This window comes from Mesorhizobium sp. M0833, assembly GCF_040319905.1.
Taxonomy (GTDB): Bacteria; Pseudomonadota; Alphaproteobacteria; order Rhizobiales; family Rhizobiaceae; genus Mesorhizobium.
Window position 1 is genome coordinate 59,655 of the sequence record NZ_JAMYOQ010000025.1, and the last position, 21,523, is coordinate 81,177.

General features: G+C 59.6%; 20 protein-coding genes and 6 pseudogenes. 12 read left to right on the top strand and 14 right to left on the bottom strand.

What is annotated here, in order from left to right; genetic code table 11:
• Window positions 1-335 precede the first annotated feature (335 nt).
• Entirely contained in the window at window positions 336-1,676 is a 1,341-nt protein-coding gene (gene hemN, locus NKH98_RS24330) for an oxygen-independent coproporphyrinogen III oxidase (RefSeq protein ID WP_352595605.1), read from the top strand.
• A gap of 227 nt (window positions 1,677-1,903) precedes the next feature.
• Here hemN and NKH98_RS24335 read toward each other — a convergent pair.
• A pseudogene (locus NKH98_RS24335) lies at window positions 1,904-2,238 on the bottom strand (PIN domain-containing protein); the annotation flags it as partial.
• Window positions 2,239-2,969: 731 nt separating this feature from the next.
• Here NKH98_RS24335 and NKH98_RS24340 point away from each other — a divergent pair.
• Entirely contained in the window at window positions 2,970-3,656 is a 687-nt protein-coding gene (locus tag NKH98_RS24340) for an isopentenyl transferase family protein (RefSeq protein ID WP_352595606.1), read from the top strand.
• 162 nt (window positions 3,657-3,818) lie between these two features.
• Here the strand turns inward: NKH98_RS24340 and NKH98_RS24345 are convergent, their stop codons facing one another.
• The gene (locus NKH98_RS24345) at window positions 3,819-4,103 is read right to left on the bottom strand and encodes a hypothetical protein (protein ID WP_352595609.1); all 285 of its coding nucleotides are present in this window, start codon (window positions 4,101-4,103) and stop codon (window positions 3,819-3,821) included.
• A 209-nt stretch (window positions 4,104-4,312) separates the two neighbouring features.
• Here NKH98_RS24345 and NKH98_RS24350 point away from each other — a divergent pair.
• Window positions 4,313-4,588 (top strand): annotated as a pseudogene (locus NKH98_RS24350) (transposase); the annotation flags it as partial.
• Window positions 4,589-4,595: 7 nt separating this feature from the next.
• On the opposite strand, the gene NKH98_RS24355 reads toward NKH98_RS24350, so the two are convergent.
• The gene (locus NKH98_RS24355; protein ID WP_352469024.1) at window positions 4,596-5,558 is read right to left on the bottom strand and encodes an NUDIX hydrolase; all 963 of its coding nucleotides are present in this window, start codon (window positions 5,556-5,558) and stop codon (window positions 4,596-4,598) included.
• Window positions 5,559-5,704: 146 nt separating this feature from the next.
• Between NKH98_RS24355 and NKH98_RS24360 the strand changes: the two are divergent.
• Window positions 5,705-5,921, top strand: a pseudogene (locus tag NKH98_RS24360) (3-methyl-2-oxobutanoate hydroxymethyltransferase); the annotation flags it as partial.
• 276 nt (window positions 5,922-6,197) lie between these two features.
• On the top strand, window positions 6,198-6,797 hold the full coding sequence (locus NKH98_RS24365; RefSeq protein ID WP_352902395.1) for a cold-shock protein: 600 nt from the start codon (window positions 6,198-6,200) through the stop codon (window positions 6,795-6,797).
• Here NKH98_RS24365 and NKH98_RS24370 read toward each other — a convergent pair.
• Both NKH98_RS24370 and NKH98_RS24375 read right to left on the bottom strand, forming a co-directional pair.
• Window positions 6,772-7,321, bottom strand: a pseudogene (locus NKH98_RS24370) (ABC transporter transmembrane domain-containing protein); the annotation flags it as partial. The gene NKH98_RS24365 and the pseudogene NKH98_RS24370 overlap by 26 nt on opposite strands.
• Before the next feature lie 32 nt (window positions 7,322-7,353).
• Window positions 7,354-9,009, bottom strand: a complete 1,656-nt coding sequence (locus NKH98_RS24375; RefSeq protein WP_352595614.1) for an MFS transporter — start codon at window positions 9,007-9,009, stop codon at window positions 7,354-7,356.
• A gap of 653 nt (window positions 9,010-9,662) precedes the next feature.
• On the opposite strand from NKH98_RS24375, the gene NKH98_RS24380 reads away from it, so the two are divergent.
• Window positions 9,663-10,055 carry a hypothetical protein gene (locus NKH98_RS24380; protein ID WP_352593203.1) on the top strand — a complete coding sequence of 131 codons (393 nt, stop codon included), beginning with the start codon at window positions 9,663-9,665 and terminating at the stop codon, window positions 10,053-10,055.
• Between the two features lie 44 nt (window positions 10,056-10,099).
• Complete coding sequence (locus NKH98_RS24385; RefSeq protein ID WP_352902399.1) at window positions 10,100-11,866, top strand: DNA methyltransferase; 1,767 nt, start codon at window positions 10,100-10,102, stop codon at window positions 11,864-11,866.
• On the opposite strand, the pseudogene NKH98_RS24390 reads toward NKH98_RS24385, so the two are convergent.
• The 4 genes and pseudogenes from NKH98_RS24390 to NKH98_RS24405 all read right to left on the bottom strand — a co-directional run.
• Window positions 11,811-12,080 (bottom strand): annotated as a pseudogene (locus tag NKH98_RS24390) (transposase); the annotation flags it as partial. The gene NKH98_RS24385 and the pseudogene NKH98_RS24390 sit on opposite strands and share 56 nt — an antisense overlap.
• A 20-nt stretch (window positions 12,081-12,100) precedes the next feature.
• Window positions 12,101-12,232 (bottom strand): hypothetical protein, encoded by a 132-nt coding sequence (locus NKH98_RS24395; RefSeq protein WP_352902401.1) that lies wholly within the window; start codon window positions 12,230-12,232, stop codon window positions 12,101-12,103.
• A gap of 47 nt (window positions 12,233-12,279) precedes the next feature.
• Window positions 12,280-12,441: a hypothetical protein gene (locus tag NKH98_RS24400; protein ID WP_352902403.1), complete on the bottom strand. Its 162-nt coding sequence runs from the start codon at window positions 12,439-12,441 to the stop codon at window positions 12,280-12,282.
• Window positions 12,438-13,544, bottom strand: coding sequence for an IS5 family transposase (locus tag NKH98_RS24405; protein ID WP_352671727.1), 1,107 nt, complete (start codon window positions 13,542-13,544; stop codon window positions 12,438-12,440). The genes NKH98_RS24400 and NKH98_RS24405 overlap by 4 nt, the downstream gene beginning before the upstream one ends.
• 178 nt (window positions 13,545-13,722) lie before the next feature.
• On the opposite strand from NKH98_RS24405, the gene NKH98_RS33020 reads away from it, so the two are divergent.
• Window positions 13,723-14,232 carry an IS110 family transposase gene (locus NKH98_RS33020; RefSeq protein WP_502894314.1) on the top strand — a complete coding sequence of 170 codons (510 nt, stop codon included), beginning with the start codon at window positions 13,723-13,725 and terminating at the stop codon, window positions 14,230-14,232.
• Window positions 14,233-14,366: 134 nt separating this feature from the next.
• Window positions 14,367-15,011 carry a transposase gene (locus NKH98_RS33025; protein ID WP_502894315.1) on the top strand — a complete coding sequence of 215 codons (645 nt, stop codon included), beginning with the start codon at window positions 14,367-14,369 and terminating at the stop codon, window positions 15,009-15,011.
• A gap of 29 nt (window positions 15,012-15,040) precedes the next feature.
• Here the strand turns inward: NKH98_RS33025 and NKH98_RS24415 are convergent.
• Window positions 15,041-15,715 (bottom strand): annotated as a pseudogene (locus NKH98_RS24415) (IS1595 family transposase); the annotation flags it as partial.
• 104 nt (window positions 15,716-15,819) lie between these two features.
• Between NKH98_RS24415 and NKH98_RS24420 the strand changes: the two are divergent.
• From NKH98_RS24420 to NKH98_RS24430, 3 genes are all read left to right on the top strand, one after another.
• Window positions 15,820-16,059, top strand: coding sequence for a DUF6471 domain-containing protein (locus NKH98_RS24420; protein WP_352593212.1), 240 nt, complete (start codon window positions 15,820-15,822; stop codon window positions 16,057-16,059).
• 65 nt (window positions 16,060-16,124) lie between these two features.
• Window positions 16,125-16,655 (top strand): DUF7931 domain-containing protein, encoded by a 531-nt coding sequence (locus NKH98_RS24425; protein WP_352595903.1) that lies wholly within the window; start codon window positions 16,125-16,127, stop codon window positions 16,653-16,655.
• Window positions 16,656-16,688: 33 nt separating this feature from the next.
• Entirely contained in the window at window positions 16,689-17,327 is a 639-nt protein-coding gene (locus NKH98_RS24430; protein ID WP_352595900.1) for a hypothetical protein, read from the top strand.
• Between the two features lie 1,053 nt (window positions 17,328-18,380).
• On the opposite strand, the gene NKH98_RS24435 is transcribed toward NKH98_RS24430, so the two are convergent.
• The 4 genes from NKH98_RS24435 to NKH98_RS24450 form a co-directional block, all read right to left on the bottom strand.
• On the bottom strand, window positions 18,381-19,463 hold the full coding sequence (locus tag NKH98_RS24435; RefSeq protein ID WP_352902408.1) for an HPP family protein: 1,083 nt from the start codon (window positions 19,461-19,463) through the stop codon (window positions 18,381-18,383).
• A 672-nt stretch (window positions 19,464-20,135) separates the two neighbouring features.
• Window positions 20,136-20,429 carry an ABC transporter permease family protein gene (locus NKH98_RS24440; RefSeq protein ID WP_352595896.1) on the bottom strand — a complete coding sequence of 98 codons (294 nt, stop codon included), beginning with the start codon at window positions 20,427-20,429 and terminating at the stop codon, window positions 20,136-20,138.
• A gap of 39 nt (window positions 20,430-20,468) precedes the next feature.
• Window positions 20,469-20,759 (bottom strand): ABC transporter permease family protein, encoded by a 291-nt coding sequence (locus NKH98_RS24445; protein WP_352595894.1) that lies wholly within the window; start codon window positions 20,757-20,759, stop codon window positions 20,469-20,471.
• A 146-nt stretch (window positions 20,760-20,905) separates the two neighbouring features.
• A partial coding sequence (locus NKH98_RS24450) for a TCP-1/cpn60 chaperonin family protein (RefSeq protein ID WP_352902413.1) occupies window positions 20,906-21,523 on the bottom strand: 618 nt, incomplete at its 5' end.

The window sequence follows — 21,523 nt, forward strand, 5'->3', positions numbered from 1 at the left end:
CATCGAGATGCCAGAGATCACTATGGGGCTGCGCTAGCTGGCGAGCAAAGTCTGGTCCCAACGCCGTGTTATCTCGTTGGATGCGGCAGCCGCGCTCAGCAGAATCTACTCGACCAGGCGCAGGCTGAAGGGAAGGGATGGTGGAACCAACGGTGCGCGTGAGGGTCGCGGCGGGAACAGCCATGGCCAGTCGCTGACCGACCAGCCAAGACTGAACGGCCGCTGTTGCTGAGAAATACAAGTTTCGAGCCCAAAGCGGAACGGACTGACATAGCGCAAAGACACAGGCGAGCGCAGCGGTAAGGTTGGCGGTTATCAGCATGGGACGGTAACTGTTGCAGACCACAAAATATCGCGAGGCCGGCCTGCCTTGGTACACTATCTATCCGACTGTGTCAGAGTTCTCTGGGGCGGTCGGCGCCGAGGCTTATGAGGAATGGCTCAGGAACCTGCCGGCTGACGATCCGGTGTCGCTCTATTTCCACGTTCCGTTCTGCCGATCAGCTTGCTGGTATTGTGGCTTCCCCACCACCATCACCCGCCATGATGCGCCGATCCTCAACTATCTGGCGGCCCTGCGTGACGAGATCCGTTTGGTCTCGGAGCGAGCGCCGCAGACGCTGCCCGTGAGCGACATGCATTTCGGCGGCGGAACGCCGTCTCTCATAGGACCAGCCGAGTTCCTGGCTCTGATGGAGTTCCTGCGACGCCGCTTCGCTCTCACGAAAACAGCTACGGTTGCCGTCGAGATTGATCCGCGCACGTTCACGGCCGAGATGGCCGAGGCCTTAGGAGCAGCCGGCGTGAACCGTGTGAGTCTCGGCGTGCAGAGCTTCGATCCCATTGTTCAAAAAGCAATCAACCGGGTTCAGAGTGAGGCGCAGACGTCGGCTGCCGTGGAAATGCTGCGCCGGCATGGAGTAAGCCGCATCAACTTCGACCTCATCTTCGGTCTCCCGCATCAAACGGTGCAGTCCTGCGTCGAGACCGCGAGGGCGGCGGTCGCAATGCGCCCCGACCGGCTTGCGGTGTTCGGCTATGCGCACATCCCGTCGCTTATAAAGAATCAGCGCCTCATCGAGGAGGCAGTTCTTCCGGGCAGCGCTGCCCGCGCCGAACAGTATGCGGCCGTGGCCGCGACGCTGATTGCCGCCGGCTACCGCGAGATCGGGCTCGACCATTTCGCCTTGCCGGACGACGAGCTCGCGCTGGCACAGAAAACGGGTCGCCTGCGGCGTAACTCGCTGGGCTACTCGGCCACCACCTGCAGAACCCTGATCGGTTTCGGCGCGTCGGCTATCGGCCGCGTCGGCGAGGGGTACGTCCAAAACGAAGTTACACGGGATTCCTACATCCAGCACATCGCAGCTGGCCGTCTGGCGACGTCAAAGGGCTATCGCCTCACCGACGACGACCGCGTGCGAGCCGCAATTATCGAGCGAGTAATGTGCGATCTCGAGGCCGATGTGCAGGCAATCTGTGCCGCCCACGGATCTGATCCGATCCGTCTTCTCGATTCAGCTGAACGCTTGGCGATGCTGGCCGAGGACGGGATAGTGGACTTCGAAAACGGTTTTGTCCGCGTACGGCGGGAGCATCGCTTTGTAATTCGCGCTGTCGCTGCCGCGTTCGATGCTTTTCTCGATCGGGATGGCCGTAAGCATAGCCACAGGTAAGGGCAAGCATCCAACCGGAAGCTAAACTCGACGCCCTCGGCCGAGGCCTGTTATGAAGCGCGCGTCAAGGATGCGAAAAGCAGAGCTGATCCGCCTATTTCATCTCATCTTCAATGACATCGACCTCGTGGCTGCCACCGAGGCGTTTCCATATTGATCGTGGTAGGTGCGGGACATCTGGGTGTTTCGCCGTCAGCGCATGAATATCCCCGCCATGTGATGGGTCAGGAAATCGCGGTGGCTGCAATCAGCCCGTCCATCGATGACAGACCGCGGCCACGCCGCTTCGCGAAGCCCGTCAGGTCGCCCCAGGCCAGGGCTTCGTCCACGGGCAGGACTCTCGGCTCGAAGCGCTGCGGCAGGTCCCGGGCGAGCCATCCGGCCAGTGCGTCACGTTCCCGACCTTTGTCCATGAGGGCAGCGCCGCGCCGGATCTCGGCGATCGACACAACGCTGATAAATGAGCGGTCTTCATCGAGCCCGTCATCCATTCCAGCACGCGCGCGTCAGGGCTCGGCCTCGTCACCTCGGAGAGGCCATTAGTGTCGAGCAAGAGCCTCACAATGGCAGACCATACGGTTCATCGCGTAGCCGCTCGATGTCCAGTTCCGCGTTGCGCAGCGGCGATGCGCAGCGAGTGCCCAGAAAACAGCAGCCAGCTCCCCTTCCGGAAGATCGGAGCGGACGCCACGCAAAAAGCGCCAAATCCTTGGCGCCGGCGGTCTGTGTGTTTGCGCGCTGGCGGCTTTGGTGTACTCCTGTGCCGTTTCGACGAGGCTTCCAGCCGGACCGGCAGGGGAGGAGGCTTTGGCGGCGCGGCCGGCACACGGCCCACCTCGAGGACGAGATCGACGATGTCGGGCAGATCCTCGGTCGCCTCACAAATCGGTGAGGTCGTCGGGACACCGTCTTCCACTTTTGTTGATCAGCCGCCTTCCTGGCCATGTTCCGCAATAAGGCGCCCGTGCGCCGCCGCCTCGATTAACCCAAGACGCGCAAGGATCTTTTGCCGGAGACAACGAGGTCACCATCCTGCGGTGCCGCGTTGCGTCACAGTCGGCATGAGATGTGCAAAGTGGACCGTCGTCAAACGTCAAACAGAGGCGTTGGTGACTGGACTGAACGACCAGAACGGGCTGCTTGCGCCCTTTCGGACTTCACAAAGTTGGAAAATGGCGTCGTTTCAGGCCATAATCGCCGCTTGTCAAAATGTTTGCGACAAGTCCGGTGAAAGCCTACCGAGTATCTTGTGCTTGGGGGGCGGTTAGTTCCGATAAACTAAGCGGCATACACATGCTAATCTATTTGATTTACGGGCCGACCTGCAGCGGCAAAACAGACGCGGCAATCCAAATTGCACGAGAGACCGGATGGCCGGTCATTGCGCTGGATCGTGTACAATGCTGTCCTCAAATCGCCACCGGCAGCGGGCGTCCCTCGGATTCCGAACTGCAATCTACCCTGCGGATCTACTTGGATTCGCGCCCGCTAACCGCGGGCATCATCGACGCCGAGACCGCCCATCGTAAGCTGATAATGCAAGTGGATGAGCGTAGTTCCCAGCCGGGGCTCATCCTCGAAGGCGGTTCGATCTCCCTTCTGAATTTAATGGCGCGAAGTCAGCATTGGGATGGCGCTTTTCGGTGGCATGTAAGGCGGTTTCGGCTCGGCAACTCGGACGCCTTTCTGGAGAGAGCCAAGCGTCGGGTCACAGACATGTTTGTCACAAGAGAAGGACAACCTTCATTGCTGCAGGAACTTGCGGATCAGTGGAAGGAAGATGCAGTCCGTCCCACTTTGGAAGACGTTGACGGATATCGTTGCGCCATTCATTTTGCGAGAGAGCACAGCTTGGCAATCAGCGAAATGCCGTGCCTTCGCAAAGAGCTCCAACAAGATCTTGTAGAGGCGATTGCGAGAGAATATCTCGAATATGCGCGTTGGCAAGAACGCGACTTTCCAGAATGGCAAACTGAGTGAGCAAACCTCCCCGGACCTCGCCTGCGGTGCGGGCACGGTAGCTCCAATTGCGCTAAGTGGTTTGCTGAAGCAAGCTAGTGCCAGGCGACATTAGGTCCGTGTGGCAGCGGAAGGATTGCTTTCGCCACGGTGACTGCGGAGGAGGCGACATGGCTGCACTGCTCATTTCAGGCATGGGACGGAATGTACCGATGACAAAGTGCTGCGCGCTTCGTAGCGACCGCTACCATGGCTGACTCGCGAACTACTATCCGCCAGCCCAGTCTGTGGCGTCGTCTCGGCTTTCATCGCCACCGCCTTCGCCCAGGAAACGCCCGAGGCCGCAAGCGTCGCCGTGGCAGTGCGGCACCCGGCAGGATGGGTGGTCATCGGCCCTATCTGATCGACGGGGAGCACCGTGCTTTCGTCCTGGGCGAGGTTGAGCGAGATGCCAACATGACGCTTCATCAATTGACGGCGGCACTGGCTGAACGTGGTCTCCTGCGAGCGTCGGTCGCTTCCTGCACCGCAAGGGCAAGAGCTTCAAAAAAACCGTTCTGCCGGCCGAGCAGCTCAAGCCAAAGCTGATGCGCGGGCGTGCGCAATGGATGCGCTATCAGACCCGCATTGACCCTACGCGCCTGGTCTCCCTGGATGAAACATGGGTCAAGACCAACATGGCGCCGTTGCGCGGCTGGGGTGTGCGCGGCAAGCGGCTGATGGCCCACGCACCATATGGCCATTGGAAGACGATGACCTTCATCACCGCGCTGCGGCATGATCGGGTGGAGGCGCCTTGGGTCATTGACGGACCCATCAATACGCAGGCCTTTCGCGTCTATGTCGAAACCGAACTCAACAAAACACTGAAGCCGGGCGACATCGTCATTCTCGACAATCCCGGCTCTCACAAGGGCCAAGCCGTCCGCGACATCGTCAGGGCTGCTGGCGCAAGGCGGGTCAAGCCCGCGAGAGCGGCAATTTTGTTCCGGCTATCACCCTCTCGTCGAGAACGGCGTGACGGAAGCGATAAAGTTGCGCCGGCCGGCCGCCGGTTTCCGCGGTTGTCTCACCGGTCTCCTCGACCAGCTCCTGCTGCTCGATCAGCCGGCGAAAGTTCGGCTTACGCACGAGCCTGCCGGCAAGCGCCTCCACGGTGCGCTGCAGCTGCAAAAGCGTGAAGACCGGCGGCATCAGTTCGAATACGACCGGCCGGTATTTGATCTTGGAGCGCAGCCGCGCAATGCCGGTCGCCAGGATGCGACGATGATCGGCGATCATCGATCTGCCCGACACCGAGGTGGGCGCAGCGGAATGTCCGGCGCGTATTGCTTCCTCCACCAGGGCGGCTTCGTAGAGCAGCTCATAACGTTGAAGCGCGAGTTCCTCGTTCCAATGGCGGTCGTCAAAGCCGAAGGCGATCGCCGCCCGCCGTCGTCGGTCGAGGCGTGTCGTACCGTCGTCAGTGCCATCCGCCCATTCCATCAGGCGCGGCCGCAATTCGTCCAACACGACCGCCGGTGTGCCGGAGCGGTGATCCTCCCACGGGAAATAGTCGTACCAGCTTCCCCAGTGTCGCCCGGCCGGGTCGCCAGCTTCGTCTTGGTGGGTGAGCGCCAGATAGCTGATAGAGACCACGCGGTCGTCAGCGCCAACCCTGTCGCGATCGGCGAAGGTGTAGAGCTGTTCGATATAGCCGAGCGGCTGGCCGGTCTGTTGTTCCACCCATCCCCTGAGGCCCGACTGCAGCGAACGGTGAGCAAGCTCGAACGGGCCGGAGGGCAGGGCGTTTGCCTGCGGGATGGTCAGAACGCAGGGGGCGCTGCTGTCCATGGCGACCACAACGGCGATCAAGTCCGCGTTGACGTCGTTGGCCTTGCCTCCAGCTCCGCCTTTCCTAATCCCTTTTGCGCGATCGTCCATGGTCCCCGACGTCGTTGAGCAGAGCCCTGCCGCGTAGGCGGCTGAACCGATTGAATTCCGTTTTGTCTGATAATTGTCGGCGCGTCAACACCACCCGTCGTGGCGATTTTAGCTCTTCGCAGCTGCACAAAAAGTGCCAACGCGACATCCGTGCTTGGGGAAGGAGGCCCATTGAGTGCGCCGATTCAAAGCTCGTCGATCGACATTGCGACGTTGTTCTCGTCGGCGACAGCGCGGCATGGTTCTCCACGGCTTGGCGTCGACGCTGGGCGTGACGCTGGAGATGATGATCATGCACGGTCAGGCCTGCCCCGTGGCCTGGAGCCGGCGCAAATGGTCGTCGACCCGCCGTTCGGTTCCTTTTGAAGAAACCCGGAGCAGGCTTTCCGCAATGCCTGATAAAGCCCTTCCAGTGCGCCCGCGCCAGCATCATCGCACTCTCGCTCCAACACAACCTATGCGAGTCAGTAAATCGACTCGCCGGCACTATTGTTTCAGGGGAAATGAATCTAGTTTCAAAGGGTTCGGCCGATAGCCGGGCACAGCTGCGGCCATCATGGCCTTTGACATAAACGCGTCGCCCGATTGAGATTATCTTGACGGTAGCGCAGTGCGCCATCCATGCCAGTCGAGATGATCATGGGCAAATATCGAGACCATCGCGAGCCACGCCGGCATCGCTATGACGATGACCCCGTTTCCTTTTCGGAACGGACTTCCGAGCCAAGCTATTTTCAGCGCCCGCCGACCGTGACGGCAGATCCTGTCGATGCGGAGGTATTGTGGTTCACAGTCAGCAAGGGTTTTGGCTTCGTCAAACTGTCGGACGGCACGGAGGCCTATCTGCACGTGCGAGTGTTAGAGGCGGCCGGAAGCCGGGATGTTGCCGCGGGAACGCCTCTCAAGATCACGGTCGAAAAAAGTCCAAAAGGTCATCAAGTCGCGCAGGTGCTGGAGATCGGCGATCACCGCGCGAAAACTCCGTCACATACGCGCGTCGCTGAAGGGACCTTCGTTGAAACCGGTGCGCAGCTGGAGAGCGGGGGCACGGTCAAGTGGTACAAACCCGAAAAGGGCTTCGGCTTCATTGCTCCTGACAACGGTGAGAAGGACGTCTTCGTTCATGCCAGCGCCCTGACGCGCTCAGGGCTCAGCGTGCTGGTGGCGGGACAGAAGGTGTTTGTCGAATGCGGGCAAGGCAAGAAAGGCTGGGAAGTCCGGAGCATTCGCCTTGCCTAGACGGCGATGCATTGCTCGCCTCGAAGGAGATGCCGGAGAGCGTCGGGCGGCCGCCCGAGCCCGCGTAGCAGAAACCGACATTGTCGAAGCGCAGCACGCCGTCGGTGACGACGAGATCCCTGGCGCCTGCCGCGTCCTCGATGTCAAGTTCGGCGTCGAGCAACTCGAACAGCCGCGTGCCGCAGGTCGAGGCGCGCGCGAACGAGTTGACCATCAATCCGAGCTAGCGCACCGGCATCTGTAGAATGGTCATGAAGGTGAGCAACAGGGCCAGCGTGCCGACGCTGATTTGACCTGCGATCACTTTCTGGCCACCGAACCAGAGCACCAGGCCCATGGCGGTCAGGAACGAGAAATTCATGGCGCTGGTGTTGCCGACACGGATGTCAACGCCCTCATTGGCGAGATCAAGGCGCGTCCTCCTTGGCGCGGTCGAACTTTTCCAGCTCGTGCGGCTGCGCGGCGAAGGCACGCACGACACGGATGCCGCCGAGATTCTCATCCATCACCCGGATCTTTAACGATCGCTGATGCCCAGATATGGGAAGGTCAGGCTTCAATGACGGGGAAGGTGAAGGATTGACTGGTCGGGTTTCCGGGCCGAGCTTGTCGGCCGCTCAATCGAAAGCGTCATTTGAGGCGCTTTCTCTCCCGCGTGTAACTGGAAGACACGCTCGTCCAATTCCTTGTCTACTTCCGTGAGACGATGATTGAGGCGAAGGTAGTCGGTCCAGGTCGGCGTTCGGAACGTTTCTGTCCACTGCATAGGCTTCTGAAGGTTGCGCTGGAGCGTCCAGTTCCGAGCACCGACGCGGCTGTGTACATGACGCCGCTGCCGCATGAGGTCGAGGAAGGCCTCGACATTTCTCTCGGCTATCAGATATTCGATCTTGACCACGATCGGGCCGCTTCTCGGCTTCAAACTGAGAGCGACAGCTGGGGCGTCGAATTCCTCCAAAGGATCGGGCTCGGACTCGCGGCGCTCGCGAAGAGGAAACAGAACGCCGGCTGCAGCAACGAGCAGCAGGGCCGCAGCGGAACCCTCTAGCGCCCAGGTCAGCGAATGATTCTGGGAAACGGTGCCCCACACCCAGCTGCCGGCCGCTATGCCGCCGTCTATCAATGCATAGTAGATGGAGATCGTGCGCCCCACGACCCAGCGCGGGCTTGCCAGCTGCACGCTCACGCCAACCCCGGACCAGGCAGTGACCCAGCCTGCGCCGCCCAAAGCAAGTGCAATTGCCGCCACGCCGATCGAAGAGGTAAGCGCCAGGGAGAGGGAGCACGCCGCGCAGGCGACGCAGGAGAGCCTCATCAGCTGTTCTTGCGACAAGCTCCGTCTGAACAGGCTGTTGGAGAGGCCGGCGAAGACCGCGCCTGTTCCGAAACCTGCCATGAGCGTGCCATAGGCGAGCGGGCCTCCTCCCAACTGGTCGCGGACAATCAGCGGCAGCAGCGCGAGTATGGCGATGCTCGCCAGGCCAAAGAGGGTTCCGCGTGCGATCGCCGCTTTGATTTCCGATGACATCGCCGTGAAGCGCAGCCCGTCATAGATGGCCCTCCTCATCGACTCGCGCGGAAGAGGCGACGAGCGGACCTTCCACTTGCAGCGCCATATGGTAGCCAAGGGTACCAAATAGGTGAGGGTGGTCACGGTAAAAGCGGCCAAAAGCCCGAAGGAGGCAACCACGATGCCGCCGAGCGCCGGGCCCACGGTCCGTACGGTGTTGAAGCCAACGGAAAGCAGGGTAACGGCAGCGGGAACATCGCGCCGGTCCACCATATCGCCAACCGACGCCTGCCAGGCGGGATCGTTGAGAGCGCCGCCGCATGCGATTAAAAAGCTGAAGCCGAGAATCATCCATGGGTCGAGAAAGCCCAGCGCTACAACAGCGGTCAGCATCGCAGATGCTATCACCATAAGGCAGCGGCCGGCGAACATAACCCTGCGACGGCTGAAATTGTCAGCGAGAACCCCGGCGAACACGGACAAAATGAAAGCGGGCAGGTTCGATGAAGCCTGCACCAGCGCAACCATCAGATCGGAAGTCGAGATGGTAGCCATCAGCCAACTGATGGCAACAGTCTGCATCAACCAGCCGAGGCTCGAGACTTGCGTGGCGAGCCAGATCGAACGAAAGGTGGGCTGCAAAAGTGGCGCAAAGGTCGTTGGTGCAGCCAAATCATCATTTGATCCAGCCACCCTACTCATTTTGCCAACCTTTGCTTTGCGTTATTGCCGTTTTCCCATGTAATCTAGGCTGAACCGTGGCGGCTAGAAGAATAGAGAGAAACTGTTTGCCTTGCGGCACAGTTCCTCGTGATTAAGGGTTGCGGCCGAGACGCATGCCCGAGCCGGCTCACCCCGCCTTCGAAGACATCACGGGGTGGAGCCCGGATTCTTGCTTGTCGTTTGACGCAGCATGCTTCATCAACGGGCACTTTGCCGAGCGATGCCTTTTCGCGAAACGCGACGATGTTCTTTCGTCGGAAACTCTCTCCAACGGCGTTCGATGCGCTGAGTCTGGCTTGGGGCGAGGTGAGGGCTTGCAGATCTTAGACAGGATTGATTCCTGATAAACGCAGACGGTTGCCGGGCCGCGATCGAAGAGGCGCGCGCCTTGCTGCTTCAGCTTGAACAGAAGTCTGACGCGCTCACACATGCCATCGACGACTTTCTGCTCGATCTGATGAGGCTGGCTTTCATTGTTGAATGTTATGGACGCGGCTTTGAACTTTTGGCGCGAACGCTTGCCCGTAGAAGACTGGCAAAGGTCAGGCTTTTGCGGTCTTATGTAGCAAAACGCACCAACATAGACCAAGCACGCGGTAGCTCGTTCCCCTAGAATCCGGGGATGCCAAGAGTTGCCCCCAATTGTCCGCTCCACCCGATATGAGCACGCGATAAACACGCTGGTCGCGAAGCGTGCGGAGATTTCCGGCGCGATTCGGTTCAAGGGTGCGAACCTGGCCGACCAGCTTCAGCACATTGACGCCGTACTGCTCATCCTTGGCTATCAGGGCGACCCGGCGCTGATCACGCCTTTACGGCGAAAGCCAAACCGCTTCCGCAAGGGCGAACTTTACAGGCTGATCGTGAAGCACGAGGCGGAAGGCAGCGCGACGAACAAAGAGACGGCGCGCCGCATCGTGCAGGCGAAGGGCTGGGGCGTGTCCCTTGTCGAGCCGATCCGGCACCAAGGCACAAAGAATTGGCAGCGCCGAAAAGCTTGGTTGAGCGCGATTCATCTTAATTAACCTTCGTGGTTTATTCTGAAAACGGCGTGGCAAAGGTGGCGGCGATGAACAAGCTTTATTTCGGCGATAATCTTGATGTCACTCGAAAATATGTCGAGCCCGGCAGCGTCGATCTTATTTATCTCGACCCGCCTTTCAACAGCAATGCGCGATACAACGTTCTATTTAAAAGCCCCCGTGAAGATGTCAGCAGCGCTCAAGTGGGGGCATTTTTAGATTTTTGGATATGGGGTTACGAGGCAGAGCGCGCATACGAGCATCTCTTGACGACGGTCGGCGGCGAGACCGGCGCCATCGTTCGAGCGCTTCGCGCAGCGCTGGGCGATAGCGATATGATGGCCTATTTGGTCATGATGGCTATTCGTTTGGTGGAACTTCATCGCGCGCTAAAGCCCACTGGGTGCATGTACCTGCATTGTGATCCGACCGCTAGCCATTACCTAAAAATAATACTCGATGCAATTTTTGGCGTTGCAAACTATCGAAATGAAGTAACGTGGCGTCGATCCAGAAACCCAAAAGGTTCACAGCATCAAGCAAAGCGGTATAGCCCAGACACGGATTCCATACTATTCTATGCAAAAAGCGACGACGCAGTTCTCCGTATAGAGAGAATTAAGCGACCTCTTTCAAAAGAGGAATTACTTGAAAAGTATGACAGAGTCGACAATTTGGGCCCGTTTACGGATGGTCCGGTAGTTCGCTCACCGAGTATGGGGGCGCGAGAAAACCTCAGCTACGTGTACAAAGATTATGACCCAAGTCCGTGGGGCTGGCGAATGGAAGAGGACAAACTGGCAGCTATCGACATGCGAGGCGATCTTGGCTGGACCTCCAATGGCAAGCCATACCGCAAGCTTAGGATGGATGATGATACTGGCGCCCCAGTTGGCAATTGCTGGACTGACATCAGTTCGCTTAACCCACAGTCAGCAGAGCGAATTGGCTACCCGACCCAGAAGCCTCTCGCGTTGCTGGAAAGGATCATCAAGGCGTCGTCGAATGAGGGCGATTTAGTCCTTGATCCATTTTGCGGTTGCGGAACCACAGTTCACGCATCTGAGACCCTAGGTCGCCGTTGGATTGGTATCGATGTATCAATTCACGCTATCCACGTGATCGAAGAGCGGCTTGGCGAGCACTTCGGCGCGTTGCGTGTTCCAAGATCAATCGGCATCCCAGCCGACTACGAAACTGCAGCCGACTTGGCGAAGAACGATCCGTTCCAGTTCCAGTGGTGGGCAAATTATCTGTTAGGTGTTCATCTTCTGAAGGAAGTGAAGAAAGGTGCCGACCGAGGCATTGATGGAGAATTGTTTTTCCCTAATGGCCCCGGCCGATCATACGGAAGATTGCTTACCTCAGTTAAGGCGGGAAAGAATGTTAATCCGGCTATGGTGCGGGAGTTTCGCGGCGTCATTGAGCGCGAGCAGGCAGAGATGGGTTTGTTTATCTGTCTGAATGCGCCGACTCGGGAAATGCTCAAGGAAGCCGTCGTCGCCGGCTTTGCTAAGACTGTGCATGGGTCAATTCCTAGAATCCAAATTATGGCGATAGACGAATGGTTCCAGAACCAGCGACCACAGTTACCTCCAATAGAGACCCTTCCCTACGCTGCCTTTTCGAAGCCATCTCGCACCGGAACCGGCAAGAGGCCAGATCGAAATGCGCCAGAGTTGCCATTGGTGTTCACAAAAGAACTCCCTCAAGCCGGTCAAAATGTACACCTCAACCCGCGCGTCGTGCGCGGGTCACTTAGACCGACGCCCGCTGCCAATAGCCAGCCCATATCCGCGAAACTGGGTGGTTGAGCGCGCCGCCAAGCAGGGCGAAGGCATTGCCGCCATTTGACCGGCGGCGATGATCTTCCAGCCATGCGGCGTGATTGGCGTACTGACACAGGTAGCGGTGCGAAACGTGGTGGTGCTGGCCAGCGACCATGCGGCGAAGGCGGCTGAAATAGCTTTCCACCATGTTGGTGTGCTTGCCGTGGCCGTCGCTGTAGCTTTCCGAGTGGTTGATGCGGGTCGAAGCGTAATCAGCCTCTAGCAGGTTGTTGAAGAAGTCTGACGTATTGCCTTGAGGATGGCCTCGTCGCCGTTGTGATATGCGAATGTGATCTCGATCGAGCCGTCGTCGAGCAATTCGGCATAGCCGTCGCCTGTGACTTCATCCATCTCGTCACACCCGGCCCATGTGAAGTGAACTATCGAGGGGCTGTAGCTCAGTTCGAGACCGGCTTGCAGGGCGCCAAAGGCGACTCGCCGTTGTTGTCGGGTCCGATGGCGATGGTTGCGGGTCCACCGAGGTTCAGGTAACCGCGATCCCACAGATCGGCTTCGATGATCCGCCAGCGGCCCAGTTGGCAGCCTGCGGGCACGGTCATTTCGACGCCGCCAAGAGCTTGGGCAGCCGCACCAGATTGTAGGCGGCGGCCGCGAAGGTGAAGGCCCACCCAACGCGGTCGCGGCCGCGCAATTTGGTCTTCTCCTGCCCAGCGACGGTTTTGATCCAGCCGAACGCCTCTTCGATGCGCTTTCTGATGCGCTGGCTGACGGCATAGCCACCGTGGCGCGTGGTGCGGCGATCGATCGCCGAACGACGGCCGTTCGTGTTCTGCGCTACGTGGGGTGTCACCTTCATCGAGCGCAACTCGTTGACGAAGTCCTCAGCGTCGTAGGCCTTGTCGGCGCCGAGCGTGATCGCCTGCGGCCGGTCGGCGCGAGGTTCGATCATATGCAGGGCCGCCACTCGCTCGGCATGCCCGTCGGCCAGCGTCAGACAGGCATCGACTAGCAGGCCATGGCGGTTCTCCATCAGCCCATGTCCCATGAAGCACAACCTAGCCTCCTTGCCCCGCCCTTTGCGGTAGAGCCTGGCGTCGGGGTCGGTGGTCGAGGCGTGCGTCTCGTTCGATCGCCTCTCGCCGTGGAAGTCCGCTTCCGCGTTACGCCCGCCGTCCTGAGCCGGCGGCTCGCCTGAGCTATCTTCGCCCGAACCGTCCTTCGGCTTGACGCTCTTCATCGGCGCCCAGGCCTCGATCAGCGTGCCGTCGACCGAGAAGTGATCCGTAGACAGAAGCTTCTTCACCTTGGGTTGCGCCAGAACGGCCCCCATGAACTTCGCCGCGATGTCGCCCTCAAGCAGCCGGTCACGGTTTTTGGAGAACACCGAATGGTCCCAGGCCGCATCGTCGACGCCGATGCCGACAAACCAGCGGAACAGGAGGTCGTATTCCAGCCGCTCCATCGACAGCCGTTCCGAGCGGATCGAATAGAACGCCTGCAAAAGCATTGCCCTGAGCAGCTTCTCCGGCGGGATCGATGGCCGTCCGATCGGCGAATACAGCGCCGCGAACTCACGCTCCAGCGCCGATAGCGCCTCGTTCACAATCGCCCGAATGCGGCGCACCGGATGATCGCGCCGCACCCGGACCTCAAGGTCCACGTAGCTGAAAAGTTCGCCAGTTCGATCGTCGCCGCCGCGCACTCGTCACCTCCGAATCCCTTCGGAGCCAGTGAATCATTGCTGCGGTCCGGTGGCGAGGGCCTTTTTCAACAGATGGGGTGATTGGGGTCTCGCCCGAGCCAAATTGAGGGCGGCTGCTCCTGTCGAGATGTGAGAACGTGGTCGATGTAGATCGCCACAAACATCAGGAGGAGCAGCCATGAAGTATTTTGCCGGACTTGACGTGTCTTTGGAAGAGACCGCGATCTGTGTCGTCGACGAGAGCGGCCGGATCGTGAAGGAAGGGCGGGCGGCGAGTGAGCCGAGGGCGCTTTATGAAGCCTTGCGGAAAATCGATCTGCCGCTGGAGCGCATCGGGCTCGAAGCCTGTTCGCTGACAGCCTGGCTTTATGACGGTATTCGCGCCGAAGGATTGCCGGCGATCTGCATCGAGACCCGGCAGGCCAACGCGGCGATGAAAACGATGCCGAACAAAACCGATCGCAACGACGCCCGCGCCTTGGCGCAGATCATGCGCACCGGCTGGTATCGGCAGGTGCATGTGAAGAGCCAGCAGTGTCGGCTCTGGCGATCCCTCCTCGTTGCGCGACGCACGGTCCTCAATAAATGCGGACGATCGAAAATGTCGTCAGGGCGATTCTGCGGGAGGCCGGCATCAAGCTCGGCACTCCAGGCCGCGCAGCTTTCGCCCATCGCGTGCGCGAACTGATTGGCGCAGATACGGTCATCATGGCGCTTGTCGAGCCGCTTCTGGTGATCTTGGCAACGATGTTGCGCGAGTGCGGGCGACTGACAAAGCAGGTCTTCAATATCGCCCGCAAGGAGCAAGTCTGCCGGCGCCTCATGTCCGTGCCCGGTGTGGGACCCATCACCGCGCTCGCCTTTCGTGCCACGGTCGATCAGCCGGACCGCTTTCGCCGATCGAGGGATGTCGGAGCGCATTTGGGTCTGGCCCCGGCACGCTATCAATCTGGCGAGACGGACATTCAGGGCAAGGTAAGCCGATGCGGTGACGAGCTCGCCCGCACGGCCCTCTATGAGGCGGCTCATTCGCTGCTTGTGCTCAGCAGGAAATGGTCGAGCCTCAGAGCGTGGGGTATGAACGTCGCCAAGCGGCGCGGTATGGCCCGCCCAAGTTGCTGTTGCTCGCAAGCTCGCTGTCATCCTGCATCGCATGTGGAGCGATGCGACAGAATTCCGCTTCGGCAAGGCACCCGGCTCCGTATCGGCCATGAAATAGGCACAACGGACCAACGAAGGAGGAGTTGCTTCCGCCCGAAAGGGCGTGAGCCGGATCGTTCCCGTGGGGACGGGCAAGGCGATCTCGTTAGCAGGCACGATCCTGGGACGAACTCTCCTAAGGTCGTTCAACAGATTGAGACGCCTCGCTCTACTGACCCCATCATGCGGCGGCCTAACCCCGACCGCGAAGAGAAGCGAGTGACCCGCGGGGCGACATGGTCCGGAAAATTATCAGGAGGAGCTTGACCTCAACGACCCCAATCAGAGAAGCCTGCTAGAGCGTCCCAATGGCTGGCCTCGTCTGCGAACAGCTTGGTGCCGGCCAGCATGCGCGCGCGGGCGATCTCAACGCCCTCGGCTTCGCGATGGCGGATGAACGTCAAGGTACGGCCGGCGCGCTCGCGCAGGGCGATGACGACGCGACGACGGTCTGACTGATGTTCCTTCATGCGACGGTCCTTGCGGTCCTCTACGCGGTTCTCAGGGCGCACGACGCCTCCGAAAAATGCACCGTCTATTTCGACTTCGCCTTCAAGCGTTTCGTTCTTGGTTTCAGCCGACAGGGCTTCGCGCAGCTTGTGGCCAAGCACGAAGGCAGTCTTGTACTGAACGTCCAGATCGCGGGAGAACTGGACAGCCGACATGCCCTTTGCGCCGTTGACGAACAGGCAGATCGCGGCCAACAGATCGACAAATGCCAGCTTGCGCGAAGCGAAGATCGTACCGGACGTGACGGAGAACTGCGCACCGCAGGCGGCGCACTTGAACTTGCGACGGGTCGGAATGTCGTAGTGGTCCAGGCATCCGCATTTCGGACAAACAGGCTCACCTTGTGTCGAAGCCCAGCGAAGGACCTTGAACGTGTCGTAAGCCTTTTCCTCGCCACCCTTGTAAATTTCTTTGAGGGAGAGCGAGCGGCTTTCGGCGGAAAGTAGGAAGTGCTGGAGCATTGTCGTCATATCCGGTGATTTTGTTCACCGTATATGACGGCTTGCACCGCCAAATGCAGGGGTTTATATATCACCGGATATGATGGTATTTTTTGAGGCGGCACATGGCACGGAAGGACGACCCGGCAACCGTCGAGTATGAGACGAAGGCCAAGAACCTGTTGAAGGCGGAATTGAAGCGAAAGGGGGTCACCTATGCCCAACTCGCCGAAAAGCTGTCAGCCATCGGTGTTCATGAGACCGAGCGCAATTTGAACAACAAAATCAGTCGAGGCGGGTTTACGGCAGCGTTTTTTTTGCAGGCCCTTTCCGTCATAGGTTGCTCCTCTATAATTTTGGAGTAGTATATTTCCAGCATGATGCTGGGGGGCGCCTACATTTAGGCGAATTCATGTGATGGGCTGTGGCCATGTCTGACGAAGTTTACCGCGCAAAAATAGATCGGCTGATCCGAGAGATGAGCGGTGAGGTTGTTCTGAATGGCTCACACATCCACGCTTCTATCATCATAGAGCGTATGTTCGCTCGGGCGTCCTCGTGCATTCGAATCCTCAGCAGAACCTTCGACCCCCGAATTTACGGGGCGCCGGACACCGTAGCTCACGCGAACCTCTTCCTGGGCCTGCCAAACCGCAAAGCTGAGGTTCTGATCGAGGAGCCGCATAATCTGGATACCAGCAACCACCCGTTTTTTCACAGTTTGGTAGGTCATCCAAACTTGCAAATCCGGGTTGTACCACAGCACCTTAGGGCGCCAATCCAGATGAATTTTTCGATCATGGACAACAAAGGACTTCGTTTTGAGAAGGACAACACTGAAACAGCGGCAATAGCGCTGTTCGGCGAATCTCCTTTAACCAATGACCTGATCCGCCTCTTTGATCGTGTTTGGCAGACCAGTGCTCCAATGAACCTTCGCGCCGCGACTGTCGCGGCGTAGGCAAAGACCATTTTGGGTGAGCCGGCGTCCTGTGTGTCTATGTTGCCCCAGCTGGAGCCCGTTCTCGGGGCGGCGCTGGGGCTAAACCTTGCATATCTCAATCTTGCGGTATTTGCCTACATCACTCGTATTAGCGACAGCGTCAGCGAGTCGCTTGCAGCGGTGGAGGCCAGCGCAACTGACGCTGTAAAGGATACTATCTGGTATGGACAGCTAAGAGCCATTGCAGACGTAAAGACGATTGATAAAAATCGTATCCTGATTCCCGAAACACGATGGATAAATACCCCACCTAGTGTGTGGGGCATATTGTTCAACGTGTTTTTCTTCTGGAGGCTTGGAAAGCTTCTATCAATTGTTTTAACTGTATTTGTTGCGTTTATGTTAATCCTTGGAACGGCCCACAGTGCTGGGATCATTGGATGGTTTCTTTGCAAAGATGCCAATTCCATCAGCTTCTACTTCTTACTCTCAGTCTTGGCATTTGTATGGCCTATGTTGATGGCTTGGGCGGGCGCGTGGGTGCAACTCGCAGCGCGAAGGTTTCTGCGATACCAAGTCACGTCTCTTGGTAAGGCAGCACTTATGGAAGCCGCAGCCACCACTGCGGCGGCATCCAAGGCGGTCGACGCTGCCACGGGCACGGTTACTACCGTACAGCCCGCTGCGTAATTTCTCGCTTGGTGCGTTTGCTACATAAGACCGGGCTTTTGTCGGGGGCGGTGGACTCCGCCAGGGGAGAAATGACACCCAAAGCCGGATGGCTGAAGCGACGGTCGCCCCGCGTTCCGCACAGTGACGAAGGTAACGGTACGGCTCTTCGGCAGATGGCGCATCCTCATGGTAGCGTCTGGCCGTTCCCTCTGATGCTTCGGCCTCCCACACCTATCCGAACAGGCCCGATCCTGGAGGGTCCTCGAAGTGGGCATGAGGGCGATAGGCCGCGTGGTTCGGGTACCAAGCGTAGGCGCGGTATTGGGCTGGAAATTGGCGACGCGCGACGAAGAAGTCCGAGATCAACTCGTGCAATGGCAATTCCTAACACGGTGGACGTGTTGGAGCAGCCTCATCCTCCTAGTCAGGAACGTCATCAAGGTTATAGGATTGATGCGCGGCGAACCCTCGAAACTCAGGATCATGTTGACATCGCTGTTCGACAGAGCCGACTTCGCGCAAGGAAGCCACATCGTTTCGGAATTGCTTATCTCAGGGTCTATCGTCGGCCTAGTCAAACCCTTGGCGCGGCGAGGAAGCGGCGGTCGTCGGCGTGATGCATGACGGGAGTCGGCGGCGCCTCACCATAGGCGAAATGCAGGAACCAAAGGAAAGGACCACCTGCATGGAATTGCGAACCGCGTCCTCGGCGTCTGAGCCGCGACCCTTGCCAAGGATCATTCAACCCGCGACGTAGAGCTTCAAGCCAGCCTTGGACATGCGAACCGCGCTACCATCGTTGCAGAGGAGCCGTCCACCAGATGGTTCCATTTGTAGTCCGCGCCTTTGGTCGACATAGCGGACTGGCTCTGGCCACCGGCAAGGTTGAAGAGTGTTCCGTTGTTGCAGTCGTACTTGGCCTACGTGAACCAGATGCCTGAGCACGCGGTCGCGTTTCAGGGTTGATCTACTCGTAAAAAGGAATTGTCTTAGGCGGAAGGCCGCACTTAATACCACTATCCTATTGGCGCCCCATCGGGTTCCCGGATTGAGCAAGTCCGGATCACTATTTTATGCCGCTGCCAGCGTTGTGTCCGCCATGTGCACGCGCGCTGCCGCTGCCAGCAGGTCGGTCTGGGTGATCAGCCCAATAATGCGTCGCTCGGCATCGACGATGACCACGGCATGGCTGCGGCCGTCGGTGAGCACCGGCAGCAGGCTCATCGCCGGCGTATCGGGAGAGGCGGTGCCAGCCTTCGACATCACAGCCCTCACCGCGTCGGTCGCCTTCGTCAGCTCGCGCAGGCCAACTACACCGACCAGCCCGCCGTCGGCGTCGGTCACCGGCAGCGTCCGGATGTTGTGATCGAGCAGCAAATGACGCGCCTGGTCGGCAGGCGCATGTTCATCGACCGAAATCACATCGCGCGACATGATGTCCTCGCACAGCAGGGTCCGGTGGGAGCGCACCATCGCCTGCAACTCGACCTGCCGTAGCAGCCGCTCAAGATCGTTGCGGTCGATATCGAAGGTTTCCTCCAGCGCGCCGAGCGCGGCATCGATATCCTCGGGCTGGAAGCCGACCCGCTCCCGCGCCGGCGGATCGATGGTTCCATGCGCGCTTTTAAGGGCGGGAGCCGCCACATGCGGATAGTTGCGCCGCGACAGTTTATGGATGCCGTAGCCGAGTGCAACCAGCACGATCGAGTTCAGCGCTACCGGAACGAAGGGAAACAGCACGCCCGAGCTGAAGACGGCCGGTCCGCCGAACACCGCAGTTAAGGCGGCGGCGCCACCCGGCGGATGCAGGCAGCGCGTGAACGACATGGCGGCGATCGCCAGCGCCACCGCAATGCCGGTAGCAAGGACGGGTTCATGCACGAAATGCGCCACGATCACCCCGACCAGCGCCGAAATCGTATTGCCACCGATAATCGACCAAGGTTGCGCCAGCGGGCTTGAAGGCACGGCAAAGAGCAGCACGGCCGATGCTCCCATTGGAGCAACCAGCAGTGCGACATGTGGGCCAGACCCGTTCGCCAGCGCACTGATCACGCCAGTCAATGCGATGCCGATCATGGCCCCGATGCAGGCGAGCAGCCGCTCGCGCAGCGTTGCACCCGCAAGGATCGGAACAAAGAGACGAAACGCCATGGCATACCCTTGGACGAGTGGTCGGAACTCCGCGCTCCGCAATGCAGGCAAAGCCACAGATTTGGAAGTTAAGCCAATTCGGAAAGCCGGCTCACGGGGGAATACTTTTGCGCGAAACGGCCATTGCCAAATGGGTGCAGACATTTTGATCAGCCAGAGGAGGCGGACGGCACGCTGATCCGCTCGAGCGCAGCTAGAGGCCAAGGGCTGTCGTGCCGCGGGCAGCCGGAAATGGGGATGGTCGGAGGTCGAGCTGGGATGGACACTAAGGAATTCAGAGGCTTCGAAAAGCGTGCTGACAATGTCGGCATGGCAAGACAAATCAGGCCCTTGTCGCTCCACTTCCGAGGCGAACTCCAGCGGAGTACGGCTTCTACGCGGTGCTTGGTCTGCCTGTCCTTGCCACCATCGGATTCGTTGGCTGCTGAAACGTCCACCTGTAGCCGCTGAGAAGACGACTGCCGCCAGTGCCGTCGTGGAACCGCCATATGACGGCGGCTTGGTTACAGAGCCGGCTCGTGTCGATCGGGCGGGGGAGCCTGATGTGACGTACATGGTCCAGAAAGTGGCCAATGAAGGTGCTGGCATCGTCAACGTGATCAGGTCACGTAATAGCGTAATACAACCGCGACCACGAGCCTCTCAGGCGTTCGATGAGGCGAGAAAATCCGATCACCAGACCACGCGCGATTCCGCCACACTGCCACACACGAAACCGATCAGGTCACGTTCCAGGCTCACCAGAAGATTGGAGCCGAGGCCACCTCGGCTGAACTCTGCCATGCCGCGGGCCGCCACCTCTTCCAGCCGCGGTAGAAAACGTGGGTCAGCAGCGCCGGCATGGGCGAGCAACTCCCAAATCGCGAGCAGCGCCATCAGCACCGCAAGCGGCCGCAGATGTCGGCCGATGAAGCGGAAGGCCGGCGGTGCGATGGAAGCGCCGCGACAGCCTATCCCGACCTGCAATCGTGATCAGGCTGATCGTGGGGTCTCCGGACGCCAGCGTTACAGATAGTTTTCGGCAAACGTGAGCAGGCCGTGGACCACCAATCCGGTCAGGCCGACCACGATCATGGCCGAAAAGACGAGTTCCAATTGAAAGAGCTGACGACCATAGGCCATCAGGTATCGGAGCCCTTCGAACGATGCGATGAGTTCTACCGCAACCAGGGTCTGCCAGCCGCTGGCAAGGCCTTCTCGCAGCCCTGCAGAGATCGACGGCGGGCGAGAGGCAGCACGATCATCGTGAGTTTCGACCAGCGGCTGAACGAAAGGACACGGCCAGACCCCCCTCACGACGACGCCGTTGCGCTTCGCTAACCCTTCGCCGCCATCAGGCTGGGTAGAGGACTTGCACGTCTAAAGCTGTCGATCATGCTCGGCACACACGAAAAGGGCGGCATCGCTGCCGCCCTTTCCGTAAGCTTGCGAGATTGGCTGGATTAGAAATCCATACCGCCCATGCCGCCCATGCCACCGCCGGGCATACCAGCCGGCATGCCGCCGCCAGCCGACTCCTTCTTCGGAGCCTCCGCGATCATGGCTTCCGTGGTGACCAGCAGGCCGGCGACCGAGGCCGCATCCTGCAGAGCCGTGCGCACAACCTTGACCGGATCGACGATACCCATGGCGATCATGTCGCCATATTCGCCGGTCTGGGCGTTGTAGCCGAAGGTCGCGCCCTTGTTCTCGAGGATCTTGCCGGCGACGATCGATGCTTCCGCACCGGCGTTGGCCGCGATCTGACGGGCCGGAGCCTGCAGCGCGCGACGCACGATGCTGATGCCCGCGGTCTGGTCGGAGTTGGCGCCGGTGACGGTGATGGCCAGCGAAGCGCGCAGCAGGGCGACGCCGCCGCCGGGAACGATGCCTTCTTCGACGGCCGCACGGGTCGCGTTGAGGGCGTCATCGACGCGGTCCTTCTTTTCCTTGACTTCGATCTCGGTCGCACCGCCGACGCGGATGACGGCAACGCCGCCCGCCAGCTTGGCGAGACGTTCCTGCAGCTTCTCCTTGTCGTAGTCCGAGGTGGTCTCCTCGATCTGCTGCTTGATCTGGGC

Bases quoted from the DNA above. Each gene is read 5' to 3' on its own strand.
- NKH98_RS24340 (WP_352595606.1), top strand. From the start codon at position 2,970: ATGCTAATCTATTTGATTTACGGGCCGACCTGCAGCGGCAAAACAGAC.
- NKH98_RS24345 (WP_352595609.1), bottom strand. From the start codon at position 4,103: ATGAAGCGTCATGTTGGCATCTCGCTCAACCTCGCCCAGGACGAAAGC.
- NKH98_RS24355 (WP_352469024.1), bottom strand. From the start codon at position 5,558: ATGGACGATCGCGCAAAAGGGATTAGGAAAGGCGGAGCTGGAGGCAAG.
- NKH98_RS24365 (WP_352902395.1), top strand. From the start codon at position 6,198: ATGGGCAAATATCGAGACCATCGCGAGCCACGCCGGCATCGCTATGAC.
- NKH98_RS24375 (WP_352595614.1), bottom strand. From the start codon at position 9,009: ATGAGTAGGGTGGCTGGATCAAATGATGATTTGGCTGCACCAACGACC.
- NKH98_RS24385 (WP_352902399.1), top strand. From the start codon at position 10,100: ATGAACAAGCTTTATTTCGGCGATAATCTTGATGTCACTCGAAAATAT.
- NKH98_RS24395 (WP_352902401.1), bottom strand. From the start codon at position 12,232: ATGGATGAAGTCACAGGCGACGGCTATGCCGAATTGCTCGACGACGGC.
- NKH98_RS24400 (WP_352902403.1), bottom strand. From the start codon at position 12,441: ATGACCGTGCCCGCAGGCTGCCAACTGGGCCGCTGGCGGATCATCGAA.
- NKH98_RS33020 (WP_502894314.1), top strand. From the start codon at position 13,723: ATGAAGTATTTTGCCGGACTTGACGTGTCTTTGGAAGAGACCGCGATC.
- NKH98_RS33025 (WP_502894315.1), top strand. From the start codon at position 14,367: ATGTCCGTGCCCGGTGTGGGACCCATCACCGCGCTCGCCTTTCGTGCC.
- NKH98_RS24420 (WP_352593212.1), top strand. From the start codon at position 15,820: ATGGCACGGAAGGACGACCCGGCAACCGTCGAGTATGAGACGAAGGCC.
- NKH98_RS24425 (WP_352595903.1), top strand. From the start codon at position 16,125: ATGTCTGACGAAGTTTACCGCGCAAAAATAGATCGGCTGATCCGAGAG.
- NKH98_RS24435 (WP_352902408.1), bottom strand. From the start codon at position 19,463: ATGGCGTTTCGTCTCTTTGTTCCGATCCTTGCGGGTGCAACGCTGCGC.